General features: G+C 44.5%; 19 protein-coding genes. 7 read left to right on the top strand and 12 right to left on the bottom strand.

Annotated elements, in window-relative coordinates:
* The first annotated feature begins 8 nt into the window (after window positions 1–8).
* Together HUK62_RS02480 and HUK62_RS02475 are read left to right on the top strand one after the other, a co-directional pair.
* Window positions 9–1577: an ATP-binding protein gene (locus HUK62_RS02480; RefSeq protein WP_176537004.1), complete on the top strand. Its 1569-nt coding sequence runs from the start codon at window positions 9–11 to the stop codon at window positions 1575–1577.
* Between the two features lie 15 nt (window positions 1578–1592).
* The gene (locus tag HUK62_RS02475) at window positions 1593–3014 is read left to right on the top strand and encodes a sigma-54 dependent transcriptional regulator (protein ID WP_176537003.1); all 1422 of its coding nucleotides are present in this window, start codon (window positions 1593–1595) and stop codon (window positions 3012–3014) included.
* 4 nt (window positions 3015–3018) lie between these two features.
* Here the strand turns inward: HUK62_RS02475 and HUK62_RS02470 are convergent, their stop codons facing one another.
* The 4 genes from HUK62_RS02470 to lptF all read right to left on the bottom strand — a co-directional run bounded on the left by HUK62_RS02470 (window position 3019) and on the right by lptF (window position 8056).
* Window positions 3019–4194, bottom strand: a complete 1176-nt coding sequence (locus HUK62_RS02470) for a S41 family peptidase (protein WP_176537002.1) — start codon at window positions 4192–4194, stop codon at window positions 3019–3021.
* An 18-nt stretch (window positions 4195–4212) separates the two neighbouring features.
* A complete protein-coding gene (gene gpmI, locus HUK62_RS02465) occupies window positions 4213–5760 on the bottom strand; it encodes a 2,3-bisphosphoglycerate-independent phosphoglycerate mutase (RefSeq protein ID WP_176537001.1) in 1548 nt (515 codons plus the stop codon).
* Window positions 5761–5882: 122 nt separating this feature from the next.
* Window positions 5883–6953: an LPS export ABC transporter permease LptG gene (gene lptG, locus HUK62_RS02460; protein ID WP_176537000.1), complete on the bottom strand. Its 1071-nt coding sequence runs from the start codon at window positions 6951–6953 to the stop codon at window positions 5883–5885.
* A 2-nt stretch (window positions 6954–6955) separates the two neighbouring features.
* Window positions 6956–8056, bottom strand: coding sequence for an LPS export ABC transporter permease LptF (lptF, locus tag HUK62_RS02455; RefSeq protein WP_004978580.1), 1101 nt, complete (start codon window positions 8054–8056; stop codon window positions 6956–6958).
* Window positions 8057–8214: 158 nt separating this feature from the next.
* On the opposite strand from lptF, the gene HUK62_RS02450 reads away from it, so the two are divergent.
* Genes HUK62_RS02450 through HUK62_RS02440 form a run of 3 tightly spaced genes read left to right on the top strand, consistent with a single transcriptional unit; the run spans window position 8215 to window position 10730 of the window.
* Window positions 8215–9663 carry a leucyl aminopeptidase gene (locus tag HUK62_RS02450; RefSeq protein WP_176536999.1) on the top strand — a complete coding sequence of 483 codons (1449 nt, stop codon included), beginning with the start codon at window positions 8215–8217 and terminating at the stop codon, window positions 9661–9663.
* Window positions 9656–10063, top strand: a complete 408-nt coding sequence (locus HUK62_RS02445) for a DNA polymerase III subunit chi (RefSeq protein ID WP_004692846.1) — start codon at window positions 9656–9658, stop codon at window positions 10061–10063. Before HUK62_RS02450 ends, HUK62_RS02445 begins: the two co-directional genes overlap by 8 nt.
* 31 nt (window positions 10064–10094) lie before the next feature.
* Window positions 10095–10730, top strand: a complete 636-nt coding sequence (locus tag HUK62_RS02440) for a hypothetical protein (protein WP_176536998.1) — start codon at window positions 10095–10097, stop codon at window positions 10728–10730.
* Between the two features lie 85 nt (window positions 10731–10815).
* Here HUK62_RS02440 and HUK62_RS02435 read toward each other — a convergent pair whose 3' ends face one another.
* The 7 genes from HUK62_RS02435 to glnK form a co-directional block, all read right to left on the bottom strand.
* On the bottom strand, window positions 10816–11364 hold the full coding sequence (locus HUK62_RS02435; RefSeq protein ID WP_004692848.1) for a VTT domain-containing protein: 549 nt from the start codon (window positions 11362–11364) through the stop codon (window positions 10816–10818).
* A gap of 145 nt (window positions 11365–11509) precedes the next feature.
* On the bottom strand, window positions 11510–12169 hold the full coding sequence (locus tag HUK62_RS02430; protein ID WP_176536997.1) for a riboflavin synthase: 660 nt from the start codon (window positions 12167–12169) through the stop codon (window positions 11510–11512).
* A 23-nt stretch (window positions 12170–12192) separates the two neighbouring features.
* Window positions 12193–13491: a DNA adenine methylase gene (locus tag HUK62_RS02425; protein WP_004692850.1), complete on the bottom strand. Its 1299-nt coding sequence runs from the start codon at window positions 13489–13491 to the stop codon at window positions 12193–12195.
* Entirely contained in the window at window positions 13488–14591 is a 1104-nt protein-coding gene (gene ribD, locus HUK62_RS02420) for a bifunctional diaminohydroxyphosphoribosylaminopyrimidine deaminase/5-amino-6-(5-phosphoribosylamino)uracil reductase RibD (protein ID WP_176536996.1), read from the bottom strand. Before ribD ends, HUK62_RS02425 begins: the two co-directional genes overlap by 4 nt.
* 14 nt (window positions 14592–14605) lie before the next feature.
* Window positions 14606–15064 carry a transcriptional regulator NrdR gene (gene nrdR / locus HUK62_RS02415; protein WP_004692852.1) on the bottom strand — a complete coding sequence of 153 codons (459 nt, stop codon included), beginning with the start codon at window positions 15062–15064 and terminating at the stop codon, window positions 14606–14608.
* Between the two features lie 151 nt (window positions 15065–15215).
* On the bottom strand, window positions 15216–16610 hold the full coding sequence (locus HUK62_RS02410) for an ammonium transporter (RefSeq protein ID WP_058868720.1): 1395 nt from the start codon (window positions 16608–16610) through the stop codon (window positions 15216–15218).
* Between the two features lie 59 nt (window positions 16611–16669).
* Window positions 16670–17008, bottom strand: coding sequence for a P-II family nitrogen regulator (gene glnK, locus HUK62_RS02405; RefSeq protein WP_004281042.1), 339 nt, complete (start codon window positions 17006–17008; stop codon window positions 16670–16672).
* 275 nt (window positions 17009–17283) lie between these two features.
* Here glnK and HUK62_RS02400 point away from each other — a divergent pair, with 275 nt between their 5' ends.
* Entirely contained in the window at window positions 17284–17511 is a 228-nt protein-coding gene (locus tag HUK62_RS02400) for an accessory factor UbiK family protein (protein WP_004692854.1), read from the top strand.
* Window positions 17512–17576: 65 nt separating this feature from the next.
* Window positions 17577–19064, top strand: coding sequence for a YifB family Mg chelatase-like AAA ATPase (locus tag HUK62_RS02395; protein WP_176536995.1), 1488 nt, complete (start codon window positions 17577–17579; stop codon window positions 19062–19064).
* A 108-nt stretch (window positions 19065–19172) separates the two neighbouring features.
* On the opposite strand, the gene HUK62_RS02390 is transcribed toward HUK62_RS02395, so the two are convergent.
* A complete protein-coding gene (locus HUK62_RS02390) occupies window positions 19173–19916 on the bottom strand; it encodes a TorF family putative porin (RefSeq protein ID WP_176536994.1) in 744 nt (247 codons plus the stop codon).
* Window positions 19917–19953: the final 37 nt, after the last annotated feature.

Raw genomic sequence — 19953 nt, 5'->3', positions numbered from 1 at the left:
ACACCCGCATGCTGCAATACTCAACCAATATTCAGTTAAATCAATACCGTCTAGGTGTTTGGTATGCGTCTTATCGACTGTTTATTGGCTGTTGTTTGTTGTTGGTTTATCTACTGACCTATGAGCAGTTGTTTTCAAATTATCAATATCCAGTATTGTATCGTTCTGTCCTGATTGGCTTTATTTTTATCAGTGCCTTTCAGCTATTGAGCCTCAAGCATGTGCGCAAGCGCATACCACTTCAGCTCACTTTGCTGTTTATTGTCGATGTCATTAGCCTCAGTTTACTCACTTTTGCCACCGATGGTCCGAACTTACAGTTAAGCTTATTGTTTGTGATCACGATCTTTGCCGCTTGTGTATTGGTCGATAAACAAAAAGCGCTCATCATTACCTTGATTGCTGTAATTACACTGGTTTATCAACACTTTATTGGAACGCTATTTTCAATTAGTTCATTGAATACCATTGGCAACAGTGCCGTGCTCGCCTTTTTGTTCTTTGTGGTTTATGGGTCTGGACAAATTGCAGTACGACGTTTTCAAGTCCTTGAAAATTTAAACTTCTATCAGTCCCAAGAACTGGACCAACTGCAAAACATTAACCGTTATATTTTAGAGCAAACCGAGCTCGGCTATTTGGTGCTCGATGAAAACTGCCACATGGTGCTGAGTAATCCTGCCGCATGTACATTATTGGGCATCTCCCCGATTTATGCCTATGACAAATATCCTTTATATAAGGCACAGCCTGATTTATTTGAACTCCTTAAATTCGACCAACTGAAAAATGGGGAAAAATTCCAATTTACATCCCAGCTGAGTCGCTTTCAAATTCAGATCGAAATTCAAAAACTTCAAGTCCCGAATCAAACACTCACCTTATTCGTGCTGCAAGATGCACAAAAAATTAATCAACGTGTACAACAACTCAAGCTGGCTGCACTGGGTCAACTTTCTGCCAGCATTGCACATGAAATTCGCAATCCACTGGCAGCCATCACGCAAGCCAATGAATTGATGCAGGTGAACGATCCTGAGCAAGCCCTGTTACATAACATGATCGCCAAACAAGCCTCACGGATTGATAAAATTATTGGCGATACACTGAGCATGGCACGCAGTAAAGAAACCTATCCAACCCTAATTGATGTCGCCGCTTTTTTAGAACGTTTTATCGTTGAAGATTTGCCCGATGTCAAAGATCAAATTGATTACCGCATCTCCGATCAAGCTCAGATTCAGTTTGATGAACAACAACTGAGACAAGTGCTGATCAACCTGATTCGAAATGCCATTCGGCATAATGCGGATGAAGCCGAGCACATTCAAATTCGTGTCTATAGCTATAAAAACCTCGTCCATATTGAGGTCCGCGATTTTGGTGAAGGGGTCGCCAAACAGGATCAAACCGCCCTGTTTCAACCGTTTTTTAGTACCTCCATCAATGGAACTGGGTTAGGATTATATTTATCCCATAGTTTCTGCGAAGCCAACCAAGCTAAGCTATACTATGTAGAACAAAAAATAGGGGCATGCTTTCGGATTGAATGCCCCCGTATAAACAATGACGTGTAATTTTTGGGGTTAATCGTGGAAAAAAAACCACTTGTTTTATTGGTGGATGACGAACAAGACTTATGTACACTGATGCAAATGTCTTTAAGTCGGATGGGGATTGATACACATATTGCCTATCGCTTACAAGAGGCGGTTCAAGCCCTGAAAACGCATCAATATGATGCCTGTCTAACCGATCTGAATTTACCCGATGGTAATGGTCTGAGCTTGGTCGATTTTATTGCTCAAAATTATCCTAATTTGCCTGTTGCAGTGCTGACTGCTTACGGCAATATGGATATTGCGATTGCAGCACTTAAAGCTGGTGCTTTTGATTTTGTCAGCAAACCGATCAACCAAAAACATTTAGAGCAACTTTTACAAAAAGCCTTTAATCAGCCCATCAGTCAGCTGCATATCCAAGAAGATACGCTTGAACATCGTCTGCTGATTGGTCAGTCCCTTCCTATTCAGCAGCTACGTATCACCTTAAAGAAAATTGCACGCTCGCAAGCCCCTGTCTTTATTACAGGTGAGTCAGGCACTGGCAAAGAAGTGGTGGCGAATCTGGTACATCGCCTGAGCAATCGTAATGAAGGGCCATTTATTGCCATTAACTGCGGTGCCATACCGACTGAACTGATGGAAAGTGAATTGTTTGGACACCGTAAGGGTAGCTTTACAGGGGCGACTCAAGACAAACAAGGGCTGATTCTATCTGCGCATGGCGGCAGTTTATTTTTAGATGAAATTGCCGAGTTACCGCTCACTATGCAGGTGAAACTGCTGCGCGCGGTACAAGAAAAACGCATTCGCCCCATTGGGAGTGACACCGAAATTGATGTCGATTTTCGTGTGATTAGTGCCAGCCATCAAGACCTAGAAGCACTGGTACAACAAGGCAAGTTCCGTCAGGATTTGTACTTCCGCATCCATGTCATGGACATTGTACTGCCAGCCCTACGTGAGCGTGGCAATGACATTATTCTTTTAGCACAACATTTCATTCAGAAAATCTGCCAAGAATGGGACATCCCAGTCAAAGCATTGAGTGAACGTGCACGTGAGTTTTTATTGGCCCAATATTATCCAGGCAATGTGCGTGAACTACGCAATATGATGGAACGTGCCATCACTTTAAGTGATGAAAGCAGTATCGACTTACCACACTTGCAAACAGCTCCACTGCGACCAATTGCTCAGACTAACTATGCCAATGCCACCCAACAAGTTCCTGTTAGCAATGATCAACTCAGTCATGTGCCTTCGCGTAAATTGCCCGAAGAGGGTTTAGAGCTATATTTAGAAAAAATTGAAAAAGAAATTTTGATGAATGCGCTCAATCTCACCCATTGGAACCGAACACTGGCGGCTAAAAAGCTCGGTATGTCTTTCCGTTCTTTACGTTATCGCTTGAAGAAATTCGGGCTAGATGGCGAAGACGATTCCGTTTAAAGACTTAACGACGATTCATTAAAATCTCTGCCACATGTTCAACATAACTTTCATCTTTGAGTTCATGTGGCATTGGATACACCTGATTTGGCGCAATCCCCACCCCTTCAATCATCCGACCACTTGGGGTGTAATAATGCGATACGGTCATTTGCAAAGCTGCACCATTCGATAACGGAAATAGTTTTTGTACCACGCCCTTACCATAACTTTTTTCACCCATCACCCACGCCCGTCCATGCTCCTTCAGCGCAGCGGTAAACACCTCCGCGGCCGATGCAGAGCGGTCATTAATCAAAATGCCCACTTTTAAATTTTGAAACTCGAGGCTAGGTAAGGCCTGAAACTGCTGATCGCCCTCGGAACGGCTTTGAGTTGAAACAATCACGCCTTGGTTTAAGAATAAATCGGCAGATTCAACTGCGGCAGACAACAGCCCCCCGGGATTATTTCTGAGGTCTATCAAGACCGCTTTTAAACGCGAAGACTGATGCTCTTCAATCAGTTGCTGAATTTCATTGGCCGTATCCTGTTGGAACACCCGCACCTTGAGCACCAAAACTTGGTTATTCAACAGTTGCGCCTGGATATCGGTTTCAACTTTTTTGGTTCGGACTAAATTGATCGGCGTTGAGTTAGCTTTCAACTGCAAGCTGACGGTACTACCAATCGCCCCACTGAGTAATTCATTGACTTGAGCATGGTTGAGCTTGCGTAGCTCTTGATCATCTACTTTAAAAACGGAGATCCCATTTTTTAAGCCCAGTTTGCTGGAATCTGAGTCAGGTTTTAATCCACGAATCAGCCATTGTTGTAAGCGAGAATCAAACTCTAAGCTGAAGTCAACTGAAGCCAAATCCCCTTCGGTATATTGCACCAGTTGTTTATATTCTTGAGGAGATAAATAGCGAGAATAACGGTCTAAGCCACTGACTAAACCTTTAATAACCTGTTGAAACAGTGCTTCATCACTACGTTCAGCCACATAATTGTCTTTGACTAAACCGTAGATTTGTACAAATTGTTGAATTGATTCAATTGGAACTTCGACATAACCTTGTTCCAATTCATCATCAAAAGCGGGTGCTGCCGCTGTTTTTGCAACAGCACCCATCGGGTGGATCAGACTCAGACCTAAAGCAATCACTACACCTATTGAAGTCCACGATGCTTTTGTCATTTACCCACCCAAATTGATTTATACGTCTAATGTAATTAAGTTACGACCTTGCATGTCTGCTGGAACAGGAAGATGCATCAAGCTTAACAAGGTTGGTGCGACATCGGCTAGTACGCCACCCTCAGCAATGGTTGCTTGAGTTGGGCCGACATAGATAAAAGGCACCAATTCTGTCGTATGCTGGGTATGCACCTGACCACTATGATAATCCTGCATTTGTTCAACATTACCATGGTCAGCCGTAATTAACATATGACCTTTTTGTGCCATCACCGCCTCATAGACACGGCCTAAGCATAAATCAACAGCTTCCACTGCTTTCACTGCAGCATTAAACACGCCCGTATGACCAACCATATCGCCGTTGGCATAATTCACCACCAATAGATCAAACTCGCCTGAGTTAATCGCAGCCACCAATTCATCGGTTACTTCATAGGCGCTCATTTCTGGCTTGAGGTCATAAGTAGCCACATTCGGTGATGGAATCAAAATACGTTTTTCACCTGGATATTCATCTTCACGACCACCACTGAAGAAGAATGTCACATGTGCATATTTCTCAGTTTCAGCAATACGTAATTGGGTTTTACCAAGGTCTGAAAGATATTCACCAATCGAGTTTTTTAATGCTTCAGGCATATATGCCACAGGTGCATCAATACTGGCTTGGTAGCGTGTCAACATCACAAACTTAGATAGGTTTGGTACGACTTTACGCGCAAAGCCTGCAAAATCTTTTTCAACAAACGCTTTGGTAATTTCACGCGCACGATCCGCACGGAAATTCATAAAGACGATGCTGTCACCGTCTTGAACTTTCACAGCATCGCCAATGCGTGTTGCTTTGACAAATTCATCAGATTCGTCTGCGGCATAAGCCAATGCTAAACCTTCAACAGCTGTAGCTGCAGTACGTGTTGCTTCAGACTCTGTAAGTAAACGATAGGCTTGTTCCACACGGTCCCAACGGTTGTCACGATCCATCGCAAAATAACGACCAATCAGACTCACAATACGACCTTGATTTGGATATTGAGCAAACAATGCATCTAATTTTTCTAAAGAAGGCTGTGCACTGCGTGGTGGGGTATCACGACCATCTAAGAAGGCATGGAGATACACAGTTGCACCGCGTTTTAACGCAAGTTCAGCCATGGCAACAATATGATCTTCATGTGAATGCACCCCACCTTCAGACAATAACCCCATGATGTGCAACGCACCACCCGCGGCTTTGGCTTTCTCAACAGCATCAACCAAAACTTCATGTTCGAAAAAAGCACCCGTACGAATGTCTTTGGTGATTCGGGTAAAGTCTTGATAGAGCACACGCCCTGCACCCAAGTTCATGTGGCCCACTTCAGAGTTGCCCATTTGGCCATCTGGCAGACCCACGTCTTCACCAGAACCTGAAATTAAGCTATGCGGATGCTTTGCTTCAATCGCTGTTAAATTCGGTCGATTCGCTGCTAAAAAAGCATTGTCTTCGATCGCTTCACGGTGTCCCACACCATCCATAATGACCAGTACGTGAGGGATTTTGCCAGCAGTTGCATCCGCCATAATAAGCACTCTTTTTTGTCTACAAATTCATCGCTCTATCTTACCGAATTTTCGGTCAAGACTCTATGCAGGCATGATGGTTTAACACCATCATCCGCATTGTTTTCTTCAATATCGTACAGTTATCGCGCACGTTGTAATAAATAACCACCTACGACAAACATCAGTAAAATCGGCACAAAAACAAACCATGCGGGTGAAGGCGAATACACCAAACTTGCATAACCCAAGAAGTCTTGTAGGTAAAAGAAACCTAGGCCTGTAAACAGTGCAATGACCAAACGAAAGCCCATCGATTGCTGGCGCAGTGGGCCAAAAATAAAGGAACAAGCAATCAACACCAAAGCAATCAAGGCAAATGGAGACGCCACTTTCTGCCAAAAAGCCAACTGATAAGTTTTAGGCACTTGGCTGTATTCATGCATATAGCTCATGAAACTGACCAATTGACTCGGTGAAAGGTCTTCAGGGTCAATCGTCACCATGTGCACATATTTCGGCTGCAGTGCCAGTGCCAAAGGCGTTTCAGCGGCCTTTTGTGCCGTAGCATTGCCTGTCGGCAGCAAATCAACTTGGGCCGTATTTTCTAAAATCCAACGACCATCTTGCACAAACTGACCTTGCTCAGCATTTAAAACGCCTTTCAAACGAGCATTATTGTCAAAGTCGACCACTTGCACATTTTTCAGCTGACCTTGAGAATTGGCATAATCGACATAAATAAAACGCTGCCCTTCTCGTGTCCAGTAACCACGTACTTCACCAAGTTCAGCCGCAGTTCGATGGCTTTTCACACCTTTAGCTTGCTCATTGGTATATGGAATCACCCATTCACTTAAAGCAAATGACAGCACCACCAAAATTAAAGCCGAACGAATCACCCAGCCGACGATTCGCCAGAGACTCACCCCCACCGAGCGCATCACAATCAGCTCACTGTTTGAAGCCAAAGTGCCCAGTCCCAGTACCGAGCCAATTAACGCGGCAATGGGTAGAATCTCATAGAGATATTGCGGTGCTCCCCACAGTACATAACGTAAAGCATCCCAAGCGCCATAACCTTCTTTTAGGGAGCCTAACTCACCCAAATAGGTAAATAGAATTTGCAAGACCGATAAAATAGCGGTAGCACCCAGCATTGCCATCGCGGTGGTTTTGGTCACATGTTTTGCGACTATACGACGTGCGAACATGATTAAGACCCCGCTCGTTGTAATGTTTTCTTAATTTTCGGGGCCAGCTTTTGTTTACGCGAAAACAAAGCCGCTGCTATCGCATAGATCACCAAGATCATTGGATAAGCCCAAATCCCCATTTCTTCTTTACTAACTCGGGTTTTAATTGCCATCAGCGCCACGATTAAACTGGCAAAAATAAGCAATGCAGGGAACAGCTTTAAGTAACGTCCTTGGCGTGGACTCACTTCAGATAAAGCCACAGCGAGGAGCAACGCCACTACAATGGCAAACGGTACAAAAATACGCCAGCCCAACTCACTCGCCACGACAGGATCATGACGATTATCCCAAAGTTTCATGGTGGACAATGCTTCAACATCGGCACTTTCAAACTTCGCTTCTTTATCATTTTCTAAACGTAGGCGATAAGACTGAAACTCGGCTTGGCTATAACGCGGCTGTCCCGGATAAATTTCATAACGGCGACCTTGCACCAAATCCACCACATTGGCGGGATCATTTTCAATTTCAACCCGCGTGGCTTCTTTGGCCAAAATCATCACATCAGGCTTACCTTCTGCTTCAGCGCGTTGATAGAAGAAGATGTCTTTGAGGTTCTTACGGTCTTCGGATAAGTCACCCGCATAAATGGTATAAGGCCCCGATGAAATAAACTCTTTGGGTCGAACCAAATCAAAACCAGTACGCACCGCCTGACTGGTGGTGAGCTGCTCAAACTGACGAACACCCCACGGCGCCATCCAAAGCATCAGCACGGCTTGAACAGCAAGAAACACCACGGTCATAGGAATCAGCAGTCGCCCCAATTGATTACGACTGACGCCACTGCCATTGAGTACTGCCATTTCATGATCGACATACAGACGACCAAAAACCAGCATCAGCCCAATAAAAAAGCCTAGAGGAAGAATCAGTGTTAAAAATTCAGGCAAACGATAGCCAATAATGCTAAATAAAATACCTGCATCTAAGCGACCCTGCGCGGCTACGCCAAAATACTTGATCAAACGACCGCCCATCATGATCAAGGTCAATAAGGCGATCACAACCAAGGATGTCGACACCACTTGTTTGACCAGATAACGCCGAATAATCAAATTAATTCTTCCAAAAATAGGTGAATAAAAACTAGCGCTAGTTTACCCGAATAGTGAAAATATAAAACCTGTACTCTTGTTGCACTTTGCAACTCTATTCATGTTAATGTTTCAGTGGTTTAATCATTTTCAAACTTTATAAGGCTTAAATAAAACTTATGAAACTCTCTATTAATACGTCATTCACAGAGAATACGTCTAGCCAATTTTTGTTGATATTAGTAGATTCTGAAAACACGCAACACCTTGCAAATGCTTATCAAATTAATGATTTAAACAACTTAATTGAAGCGACTCAGTTTAAAGCTGCGTTCAATGAAACCTTGAGCCTCATTGGTCAAATTCCAACAAGCCCCAATGCAGCCTTGGTCGGGGTGGGTAAAGCTGCTGAATTACAAGCAGCAAAGCTGGTGAAAATTGCTCAAACCATTATCAAAGCTTCACAAAAAAAATTCAAACACATCAGCCTTGACCTTTCAGCACTTCCAGCTGAACTCCATTATTTATTTGCTCTCAGTTTGACGCAAGCGGCATATGCTTTTGATGAATTCAAATCGAAAAAAGCCGACAACGTACTTGAACAGATCAGCCTCATTGCCACCGAGTCGCCGCTGAATGCTGCACAACTTAAATTGATTGAAGCCGTGCAGTCAGGTCAAAGCTTTGCTCGTGACTTAGGCAACCGCCCGGGCAATATCTGCTTCCCTGAATATTTGGCAGAGCAAGCCTTAGAACTGGCAGCCCAATACCCTGACCTACTCCGTGTTAATGTCCTTGATGAGCAGCAAATGGCGGATCTGAGCATGCATTCCTTCCTTGCGGTGAGCAAAGGTTCAGACCGCCCAGGCCGTATTATTACCCTTGAGTATCAAGCTGAACGTACTGAAGCCCCAGTGGTCTTGGTCGGTAAAGGAATCACCTTTGATACAGGTGGCATTTCATTGAAACCGGGCGCTGGTATGGATGAAATGAAATATGACATGTGTGGTGCAGCATCGGTTCTCGGGACACTCCGTGCTCTGTGTGAATCACGTTTAGCCATTCATGTCGTAGGTACGATTGCTGCAGCTGAAAATATGCCGTCAGGCAAAGCTACACGTCCGGGTGACATCGTGAGCACCATGAGCGGTCAAACCGTTGAAATTTTAAATACCGATGCAGAAGGTCGTTTGGTGCTGTGCGACACATTGACCTATGTAAAACGCTTTAACCCTGAATTGGTCATTGATATTGCAACCTTAACAGGTGCCTGTGTCGTGGCACTCGGTTCAGTCTTAACGGGTATGTTTACCCCAGATGACAAACTGGCGGCCGAACTATCTGAAGCAGGTCAAAATAGCTTTGACCGCGTCTGGCGCATGCCTGTGATTGATGACTATCAAGAACAGTTAGACTCTCCATTTGCAGATATTGCCAACATTGGCGGGCCTAAAGCTGGTGCTGTGACTGCGGCTTGCTTCTTGCAACGCTTCACCCGTGATTACCGCTGGGCGCATTTGGACATCGCAGGTACAGCATGGAACTCGGGTGCCAATAAAGGGGCAACCGGTCGCCCAGTACCCTTATTGATGCAATTCCTAGCTCATCGTGCGCAGTCTAATGGCTAATATTAGCTTTTATCTGTTTGAGCAAAGTCCTGAACGACAAGTCGAAAGTGCTTGTCGTTTATGTCGAAAAATCTTGCGTCAGCCAGAGCGAATCTGGCTGTATGCAAGCGACCCTGAACTACAACAGCAATTGGATGAACGTTTGTGGAGTTTTGATGACACGAGCTTTATTCCACATGGCATTGATCAAATCGATGCGCGCATTTGTATCTCAGCCCAACTGCCTGAGCAATCCGATTGGATTGTGTTCAATTTTAACGATCAAGCTCTTGAACAGTTCGAAAAATTTAGCCACATTATAGAAATTATTGAAAATAACGAATCGGCCAAACAACAAGGTCGTGAAAAATTTAAACAATATAGACGTCTCGGGGTTGAAGCTCGAACCTTCAAGCTTTAAATGATTCCCCGTCTAAATAAGGAGATGCGTAGTGGCATTGAATGTTGGTCCAGATTTTAAACAGCGCTGGTTAAATGTACCTGATGCTGTTCGTCAGGCCTTTATTGATGACCTGAGTCGCGTCTGCGATGTACTCAAACCTGAAACAGGTTTACACAGTTGGATTGAACAATACCAACGCGCTCAAGCTGTCTCGACCCAACGAATTGAACAAGCGTATGCCGATCTGAAAGCACAGCTGATTGAAGAAGCGCGAATTCGTAAACAACAAGCGTTGGAAAAATCACTGGCAGATAAACGCGCAGCGCAGGAAGCTTATGCGGAAAGCCTCAAAAAAGACGAAATCCGTCAGTTCAATGAGCAAACCCAAGCTTTAAATGTGATGCGTCAAAGTGTCGATCAGGAAATTTCGAGCTACACCGCACGCTATGAGAAAACGCCTGAACAAGCTCTGGACTATGCCAAAGGTAAATTTGGCATTGATGACTCACAAATTTTGTCTGAGTTAGAAAGTGTGCGTTTACGTTTAGAGCTTGAAGCGGAAACCTTAATTGAAGAGTCCGTCGCCAGCTATCGCAGTAAGCTACAAGCCGCGGCTCAAGAAGAAATTGACTATATTTTAAAAAATTCAAACTTTTCTGATGAAGTGGTCTCCAATTCTACCTAACAGACCTTGACTTCCACTTAAACTCACTTCGGTGAGTTTTTTTATGCCCGCTTGTTTTGCTCGGCTGATGTAGTCTGTCTCGATCTCAAACCAATACATCAACCATAAACGATAAGGTATTACCCACACCATAACCAATCGCCAACAAACTACCAATCCAAATCAGACCACCGGTCACGTTGTACCACATAAAAGTCGCCAAGCTCATATGCCCTGCGCCCGCGGCAAAAGGCGCGAAAGAACGTACAAAAGGAATAAAACGTGCCACTAAAATGGTTTTACCGCCATGCTTTAAGAAATATTGATTGGTCTTCATCATATATTCGGGTTTCAACCAACGTGAATGCTGATGGGCAAATTTAAAGCCCAACTTCTGACCCGTATAATAATTGACGATATAACCCAATACCGCAGCAATCATCATCAAAATACCCATGGTATGGATATGGATTAAATCCGAGCTAGAACATAGGGCACCAATGGCAATCAGTAAACTGTCACCCGGCAAAAAGAACATAAAAACGAAACCGGTTTCTGCAAAAATAATCAGAAAAAGAATCGCATAAATCCAAAGGCCGTATTCTGCAAGCAGTACGGGCAATAATTGTTCTAGATGGAGAAAAAAATCAATCATTGTCACCTATCCGTGCAATGAACTGCGTACTATCTTTCATCATACTCAATTGCTTACCTATTCATTTCAAAAGAAAAACTCCCTCATTTTGGGCAAATAGGGAGCTCATCTTTTGTCTATTCTTGCTGCAATCTAAACGATTTTTCTATTTCAAGAAACCATTTTGTGCCAAAAAGTCTAAACTAATTTTAGATTGTGGGGGAGTTTCCGCAGCTTTGTCACCCATCATCAGACGTTCAATGTAGCGTGCTAACACATCCACTTCAAGGTTCACTTGACTACCTGCTTTCCACGTTCCAATGTTGGTTCGTTCAGCCGTATGCGGAATTAAATTGAGGCTTAAAATACGCCCACGCAAATGATTAATGGTTAAACTGATCCCATCGACCGTAATCGAGCCTTTTTCTGCCAAGTAACGTGCAATTTCGGCTGGCGCAGTTACTTCAAAATAAAGCGAGCGTGCATCTTCACGCACAACGGTGATTTCACCCACAGCATCGACATGACCTGACACAATGTGCCCACCAAAACGTGTGGTGGGCAACATCGCCTTTTCCACATTTACACGTTGGCCAACTTTCCAGTGGGTCAGTGTGGTTCGGTTCAAACTCTCACGTGAGACATCGGCAGCATACCAGTGCTCACCCCAGTCAATCACCGTGAGGCAAATGCCATTGGTGGCAATCGAGTCACCCAAATGTACATCTGACATATCAAGATCCGTACCAATGCGTAACCGCACATCGCCACCGACATTTTGTACGCTTTCAACCGTGCCTAGACTTTCGATGATCCCTGTAAACATTTCTGATTTCTACCTCTATATTTTTACCACAGCGCCAACTGTGTCGTGACCCCAGATGTATCGACTCCACCCAATTCGGCATAATGGTACAACTGTCCCAGTAGCTGACGAATTGGCGGACCTGACTTGGCATGGGTATCAGTGATCACAATAAACTCTAACACACGCGCACGCTCAGACTGACGCTGCTTACTCACGCGATAACGCGGTACATCCTGCGTTAATAAAGTCACGCGACCTCGCTCCAAATTGGCTTTGAGCAAGTCCCCTGCTTCAATATTACCATCGGTTGAATAACTGGTCAGAATGTAACGTGCATTGATGGTGGAAAGTAATTTTTCATATGCCTCTTTGGCATACTTTGACGAGTTATAAGGACTCGGACGCTCTTTGCGCCACGCACGGTCAATTCCGCTTTTAAAACCTTTGGTGTCTGGTGTCGGCAAATCCACCTGATCCCATAGCGTTAAAGCATTTAAGACATGATAGTTACTGCTGTAGGCATGCTGGTTATAGGGTGGATCTAGATAAGCTACATCGACCTCAAAACTGCTCATTTGATTTGCCAAATGCTGTGCATCGACACACCACATTTCAGCCATCGGATTCTTTTGCTTATTATCACCCACTTCACTAAAACGACTTGGAGTCAACCACAACAAGGATTCAATCCGCTCTAGCGCTGTTTGGGTTTTACCCCCCCAACCGTGGTGGAAGCTTTTAAAGACGCCGGAAGTATTGCTGACAAAACTTGCAGAATACAGCAACGGTGCCAGTAAAGCAGACATCTCCACATCATCGATTGCCCCTTGTGCCTGCCATGTGGCAATTTGCTGACGAATCGCATCGATACGCATGCCGTTACGACGTTTGAAGAACAAACGATCTCGGCTTGGATCATAAATCTCATCATTTCGCGGACATAGATTATGCGTTACCCAGCCCTTAACTTCAGGCAAGCGGTTTAAATAATCAATGGCTTTTTGATAACCACCCAACTCCTTAAATGCAGGCGCTTCGGTACAAGCCAAAATGGCATGGTTCAGCGCATGGCTATACGGTTCCCAGTCATTGGCAATCACGCGATAACCATTTTGACGTGCCAAACGCGAGACCACACCCGAACCAGCAAAGAAGTCAGCAAAAATAGGCGCACGACCATCTGCACGGTTTAAAGTCCCTGTACTCTCGAGTGCCTCTAAAATCAGATGTAACAGGCGGCGCTTATTCCCCAAATAAGGAACAAGTTGATGAAAGAGATATTCATCGGTGGTACGTGCCGCGTGACGACGTTTATGATAAACCGTAGACTCTGAACTCATAATGACTCTTGAGAAGGGATAAGCGTTAAGCGCACATCATCACCCAATTGTGTGACATCCATGAGCTTAAAGCGGAGTTGCTCTGCCATCTGAGAAAACTCAGCATTGAACATTGCACGTGCAGACTGACCCAATAAGGTCGGTGCCACATAACTAATCATTTCATCGACCAACTTCTCTTGTAAAAAAGCTGTCGATAACGTTGCACCTGCTTCAACCATGACATCGTAAATTTGATGCGATTGAACCAACTGCGTTAATAACTGATCTAAAGGCTGTACAGCAAACTGTAGCACGCCTACATCGGCCAATGCTTGACGATAAGGCCCCATCACCATCACAGTATCCGGCTGCTGTAAAATTTGAGCCGTCAGCGGCAAGCGTCCTTGACGGTCTAACACCAGACGTTTTGGTTGTACAACCGTTGTCAGATCCGCAACACCCTGAAGCTGTCTGACATTGAGCTGAGGATCATCGGCCAGTATGGTTTCAATCCCCGTGATCACGACGCCAGAAATGGCACGAAAATGCTGAACATCTAAACGTGCGGCTGGGCCTGTAATCCATTTCGACTCACCCGAAGCCATCGCCGTTCGACCATCTAAACTAGAAGCAACTTTTAAACGCACATAAGGCATACCTGTAGCCATGGCTTTTAAAAAGCCCAAATTCAACTGATGCGCTTCGGCTTGGCAAATACCAACATCGACCTCAATGCCTGCTTCTTTTAAAATTTGTACCCCTTTACCGGCCACCAAGGGATTGGGATCTGGACAGGCAATCACAACACGCGCCACACCTGCCTCGACCAAACCTTTGGCACACGGCGGTGTACGCCCATAATGCGCACAAGGTTCTAAAGTGACATAAGCCGTTGCGCCTTGGGTCTGTTCGCCCGCTTCACGCATCGCAAAAACTTCTGCATGTGGCTGACCCGCTTTAGGGTGATAACCCGTCCCCAGCAACTGTCCATCTTTGACAATGACACAGCCTACATTTGGATTTGGCTTGGTACTGTATTGACCTTGCAGTGCTAAAGCAATCGCTTGTTTCATCCAAGCTTGGTCGGCGTGTAAAGCACTAGACTGTAATTCAGACATGGATGCCAACTCGCTTAATGTTCACGTTGTTGCATTTGTTCAATTTGGTGGCGAAAGGCATCCACATCCTGAAAGTCTTGATAGACCGATGCAAAACGTACATACGCAACATGATCCAACGAAAATAAAGATTGCATAACAATTTCACCAATGGTGCGTGATTTCACATCACGCTCACCTAAACGGCGGATTTGCAGCTGAATATCGCTCAAGACGGTTTCAATTTGCTCTTGCGTCACGGGACGTTTTTGTAAAGCATGCATCAAGGAACGACGCAATTTTGCTTCATCAAAAGGTTCACTTTTGCCATCCGACTTGATCACACGAGGCATGACCACTTCATAACTTTCAAAGGTTGTGAATCGTTCACCACAACTAATACATTCACGACGACGACGAATTTGACAACCTTCAGCGGCCAAACGTGAGTCGATCACTTTACTGTCTTCAGCGTTGCAAAATGGACAATGCATAGTGGTTAAATTGAACAAATTTGAATGGTTTTAGAGTGTAGCAAAAATTCGGTGTTTTGTAGAGTTTTACGCTAGATATAGAAAAAAAACAGCCCTTTCGGGCTGTTTCACACAATATATTGATTATACTGTTTATTTATTATTCTATTGATTAATCCACGCGTTCGCCATGTTGGCTCAAGTCTAGGCCCATACGTTCATCATCAGATTCAACGCGAATTCCAATCACCAGATCAATCACTTTTAAGATAATGAAGGTTAATACTGCTGAGTATGCGATCGTTGCCAACACCCCTTCAACTTGAACCCAAAGTTGATGCATCACATCACTTGGTGCTTTGTCGCCCATGATGAAATCGCTGGCAAAGAATGCCGTTAAGATTGCACCGACAATACCACCCACACCGTGTAAACCAAATGCATCTAAAGAGTCATCGGCTTTCAAAGCACGTTTCAAGGCACTGATACCCCAGAAGCACACCACACCGCCGATTAAACCCATCGCCAGTGCACCGCCGACAGTCACAAACCCTGCTGCTGGTGTAATCACTACCAGACCAGCAACCGCACCAGATGCAGCACCAAGTACTGAACCTTTACCACGTGCAACTTTTTCAGTAATTAACCAAGAGATTGCCGCTGCTGCTGCTGCTACTTGAGTCACAAGCAATGCATAACCTGCTGAGCCGTTTGCGCCCAATGCAGAACCACCATTGAAACCAAACCAACCGACCCACAGTAGGCTTGCACCCACAACGGTTAATGCCAAGTTGTGTGGAGCCATTGATTCACGGCCTAAGCCCATACGTTTGCCCAGCATATATGCAGCAACCAAACCTGCCACACCTGAGTTGATGTGTACAACGGTACCGCCGGCAAAGTCGAGTGCACCATCATTTGCTAACCAACCACCGCCCCATACCCAGTGAGTAATTGGTGCATAGACCACGACTACCCAAATCGAGATGAAAGCGATAAATGCGCCGAATTTCATCCGTTCTGCAATTGAACCACTAATAATGGCAACCGTAATGATGGCAAAGGTCATTTGGAAAATAACGAATAGAACTTCAGGAATGGTTCCTGTGAGTGCATCTGTGGTAATCCCTGTCAGCATGAACTTATCTAAGCCACCAATAAAGGCATTGCCCTCACCAAAGGCCAATGTATAACCAATGATGACCCATGCAATACTCACCACTGCCGCAGCAACAAAGCTATGTGCCATAGTGCTTAAGACGTTTTTCTTACGAACCATACCGCCGTAGAATAACGCTAAACCTGGAATGGTCATTAATAAAACCAGTGCTGTGGAGACTAAAATCCACGCCGTATCACCTGTATCTAATGTTGGTTCTTCTTCTGCAGGTGCGGGTGCTTCTACTGGAGCAGCAACGGCTTCAACCGCTGGAGCAGCCACATCCGTTGTTTCAACCACTGTGACTTGTTCTGATGGAGTTGGCGCTGTTGCTGCTTCTTCAGCCCAAGCAACAGAACCACCTAAAAGTGCGCCAGATAAGCTCAGCGCGAATAGCATCTTTTTCATTCGTATCCCCCAACCTAATTTGTGCGAGTTATGTGTTACTCAGCAAACTTCATGCCAAATTAAACGGCATCGGCACCTGTTTCACCTGTACGGATACGGATGACTTGCTCTAAATTTGTGACGAAAATTTTACCGTCGCCAATTTTTCCTGTACTAGCCACACGTGTGATTGACTCAATCACCGCGTCGACCATTTCATCACTGATCGCGATTTCGATTTTTACTTTTGGTAAGAAATCAACAACATATTCAGCGCCACGATAAAGTTCAGTATGACCTTTTTGACGACCAAAGCCTTTGACTTCAGTTACCGTGATCCCTTGAACACCAATTTCAGACAGTGCTTCACGCACATCATCCAATTTAAACGGTTTTACAATTGCAGTTACGAGCTTCATGTTTGTTTTCCTTCGGCTTATTTCACCAGTAAGGTTTTATGTTCAAATTTCATGCCAAAAATTCTTAGGTTGGGGGGAAAAGAAAGTCTGACATGAGTTTTCTTTATACCCTATTCTATACATTTAAATGCGTTTTGAGCTTCAAAATTCAGGTTTTTTAGTCGAAGATTTATGATTTTTTTACAATCGATGAAATCATATTTCATCTGAAAGGCTATAGAGTCAGAAGCAGCAATGGTACACTGCTGTCACTTCTCCAACTGTTGGATATAGAAATGATTGAAACTTTATTACAAGCCATACTGGAACAAGTCGAACAACCTAAACAAGACTTAGAACATAATTTACGCGCACTGCTGAATGAAGCAGTCACCAAGATGGATTTGGTTTCCAAAGATGAAATTGAACGTCAACGTACTGCACTGAATAATGCCAATTTGCGTTTAAATGATTTATTGAAACAAGTAGAAGCTTTAGAGTTACGCATCCAGAACAAAAAATGAGCACCTGTTTGGTGCAACAAAAGACGCATAACGAATTAAAATAATGCACTATAATGGAACAAAAGATGTCTTTTGCCAAAATTTACACTCGAGCTTTGCTCGGTTTACACGCACCTTCGGTTGAAGTTGAAGTTCATCTGAGCCAAGGACTACCCTCTTTAACCATTGTGGGGCTTCCTGAAGCAGCCGTTCGGGAAAGCAAAGATCGGGTGCGCTCCGCCATTATCAATAGTGGCTTTCAGTTTCCGACCAAACGCCTCACCATCAACCTTGCGCCCGCAGACCTGCCCAAAGACAGCTCACGACTGGATTTGCCTATTGCACTGGGTATTTTAATTGCCTCTGGTCAGCTCCCTGAGCAAGGAACTGAAAATTTTGAATTTATAGGTGAGTTGGCACTTGATGGGCAACTGCGACCAATTTCAGGTACTTTAAGTATTGCAATTGCCTGCCAGCAAGCTGGACATCAACTGATTTTACCGGAGGCCAATGCGCAAGAAGCCTCTCAACTGCCCAACTTTCAGGTGTTTGCAGCGCAACATTTAAAACAAGTCTGTGAGCATCTGTCGCAAAACCATCTCATCCAACAGTTTCAACCCACGGCGCTAAAAGCCTCACAGCACTACAAATTTGATTTGGCCGATGTTAAAGGTCAACTGCGTCCAAGACGCGCCTTAGAGATTGCGGCAGCAGGTGGTCATTCTTTACTGTTTAAAGGACCGCCAGGGACAGGGAAAACCCTATTGGCTTCACGTTTAGCCAGTATTCTCCCACCCTTGAACACGCAAGAGAATTTGGAAGTGGCGAGTATTTACTCGGTGGCCAATCATCAACATCCTTTTGGACAGCGGCCATTTCGTGCACCGCACCATACAGCTTCTGCGGTTGCCTTAGTCGGTGGCGGGTCACAACCCAAACCCGGTGAAATTACTTTGGCACATAAAGGCGTGCTGTTTTTAGATGAACTACCAGAGTTTGACCGCAAGGTGTTGGAGGTTTTAAGACAGCCGATTGAAGCCAAAGAGATTGTGATTTCGCGTGCTTCACGGCAGATCACCTTTCCAGCCAATTTCCAACTGATTGCCGCAATGAATCCGTGTCCCTGTGGTTATGCTTTTAATCAAGATAGCCGTTGTCAGTGCTCAGCCGAGGCGATTAAACGCTACCAAAACCGCATTTCAGGGCCGTTACTGGATCGGATTGATTTACATATTGATGTACCACCCTTGCATGCATCTGAATTGCAGGACACACAAGTCGTAGAAGACTCGGCAACTGTACGTGAGCGCGTGATTCAAGCTTATCAATGGCAAATGCAGCGCCAAGCTTGTCTCAATATGGCTTTATCACCCAAACAACTCGAACAATTCGCACCGCTAGATGGACAAGCGGCTTTAATCTTTGAAAAAGCACAACAGCGTTTAAATTTGTCTGCTCGGGGGTATCACCGTATTTTAAGAGTGGCCAGAACCATTGCCGACTTAGCGCAGTCTGAACAGATTCAAACAGGCCACTTAACCGAAGCCCTGTCTTATCGTGGGCAACATCACTAAAACGGCTGACTGTTCATAAAAACTGACAAGTTAGAGCGAAATCCCATCGCCGATAAAAAAAGCCCACTCGATTGGAGTGGGCTTTTTTATATTTAAGCAGCGTACAGCTTAGAACTCATACTTCAAACCGAAGACAACTTTGTTCTTTTGTTTTACGTCCGCACGGTCATAACCACCCAAGGTGTAATTCATACTTGCGGTTAAACCTGTTTCAGCTAAAGGTTTGCTCACGCCCACATCAAAATGACGGAAACCAAAACTCTCCGTCGTCCCTAATGCTTCTTCATAATCGCCAGAGTCTTGATAAGCATATAAGCCCAATGCCGTATCTAAGCTGAAATCATTCGGCAATGGATAACTATAAGTTGCCTTAATATAAGTATCACCCGCGTTACTCCAAGTGGTATCTTCCAGTAAAGTCTGTACAGTGACGCCAAAGTCTTTGTAGCTTAAGCCAAGCAAAGTTTCAAAACCGTTGGTATCTGAATTATCTGTTTCATAGTAATAACAATAAGTCGTACCAATAGTATAGCCGAGATCATCATTAATTGAGCCGTTATAGCCCGCGTAGAAATTGTTTTCAAAGGCATCACGGCCTTCTTCAACCAATGAATAACCCAGTGTAGAACCCCACCAACCTGCATAAAAACCAGATGCGTGGCTGTAATCTAAACCACCTTGAATAGTCGCATCTTCATTTTCAGGCGTATTGGTAATACCACGTAAGTTATAACTAGAAAAAACCCCAATATTCCCTGACACAGAATGAACGGACGTTGCTTCATCTGCATAAGTGAATGTAGAAGCTGCAGCTACCACAGCTAAAGATAATGCCTTAAGTGCAAATTTCATGGTTTGATTCCCCCACATCGTATCCGACGTCTTTTGG

This window comes from Acinetobacter sp. NEB 394, from assembly GCF_013374795.1.
Lineage (GTDB): Bacteria > Pseudomonadota > Gammaproteobacteria > Pseudomonadales > Moraxellaceae > Acinetobacter > Acinetobacter johnsonii.
This window is presented reverse-complemented; position numbering and strand designations above follow the sequence as displayed.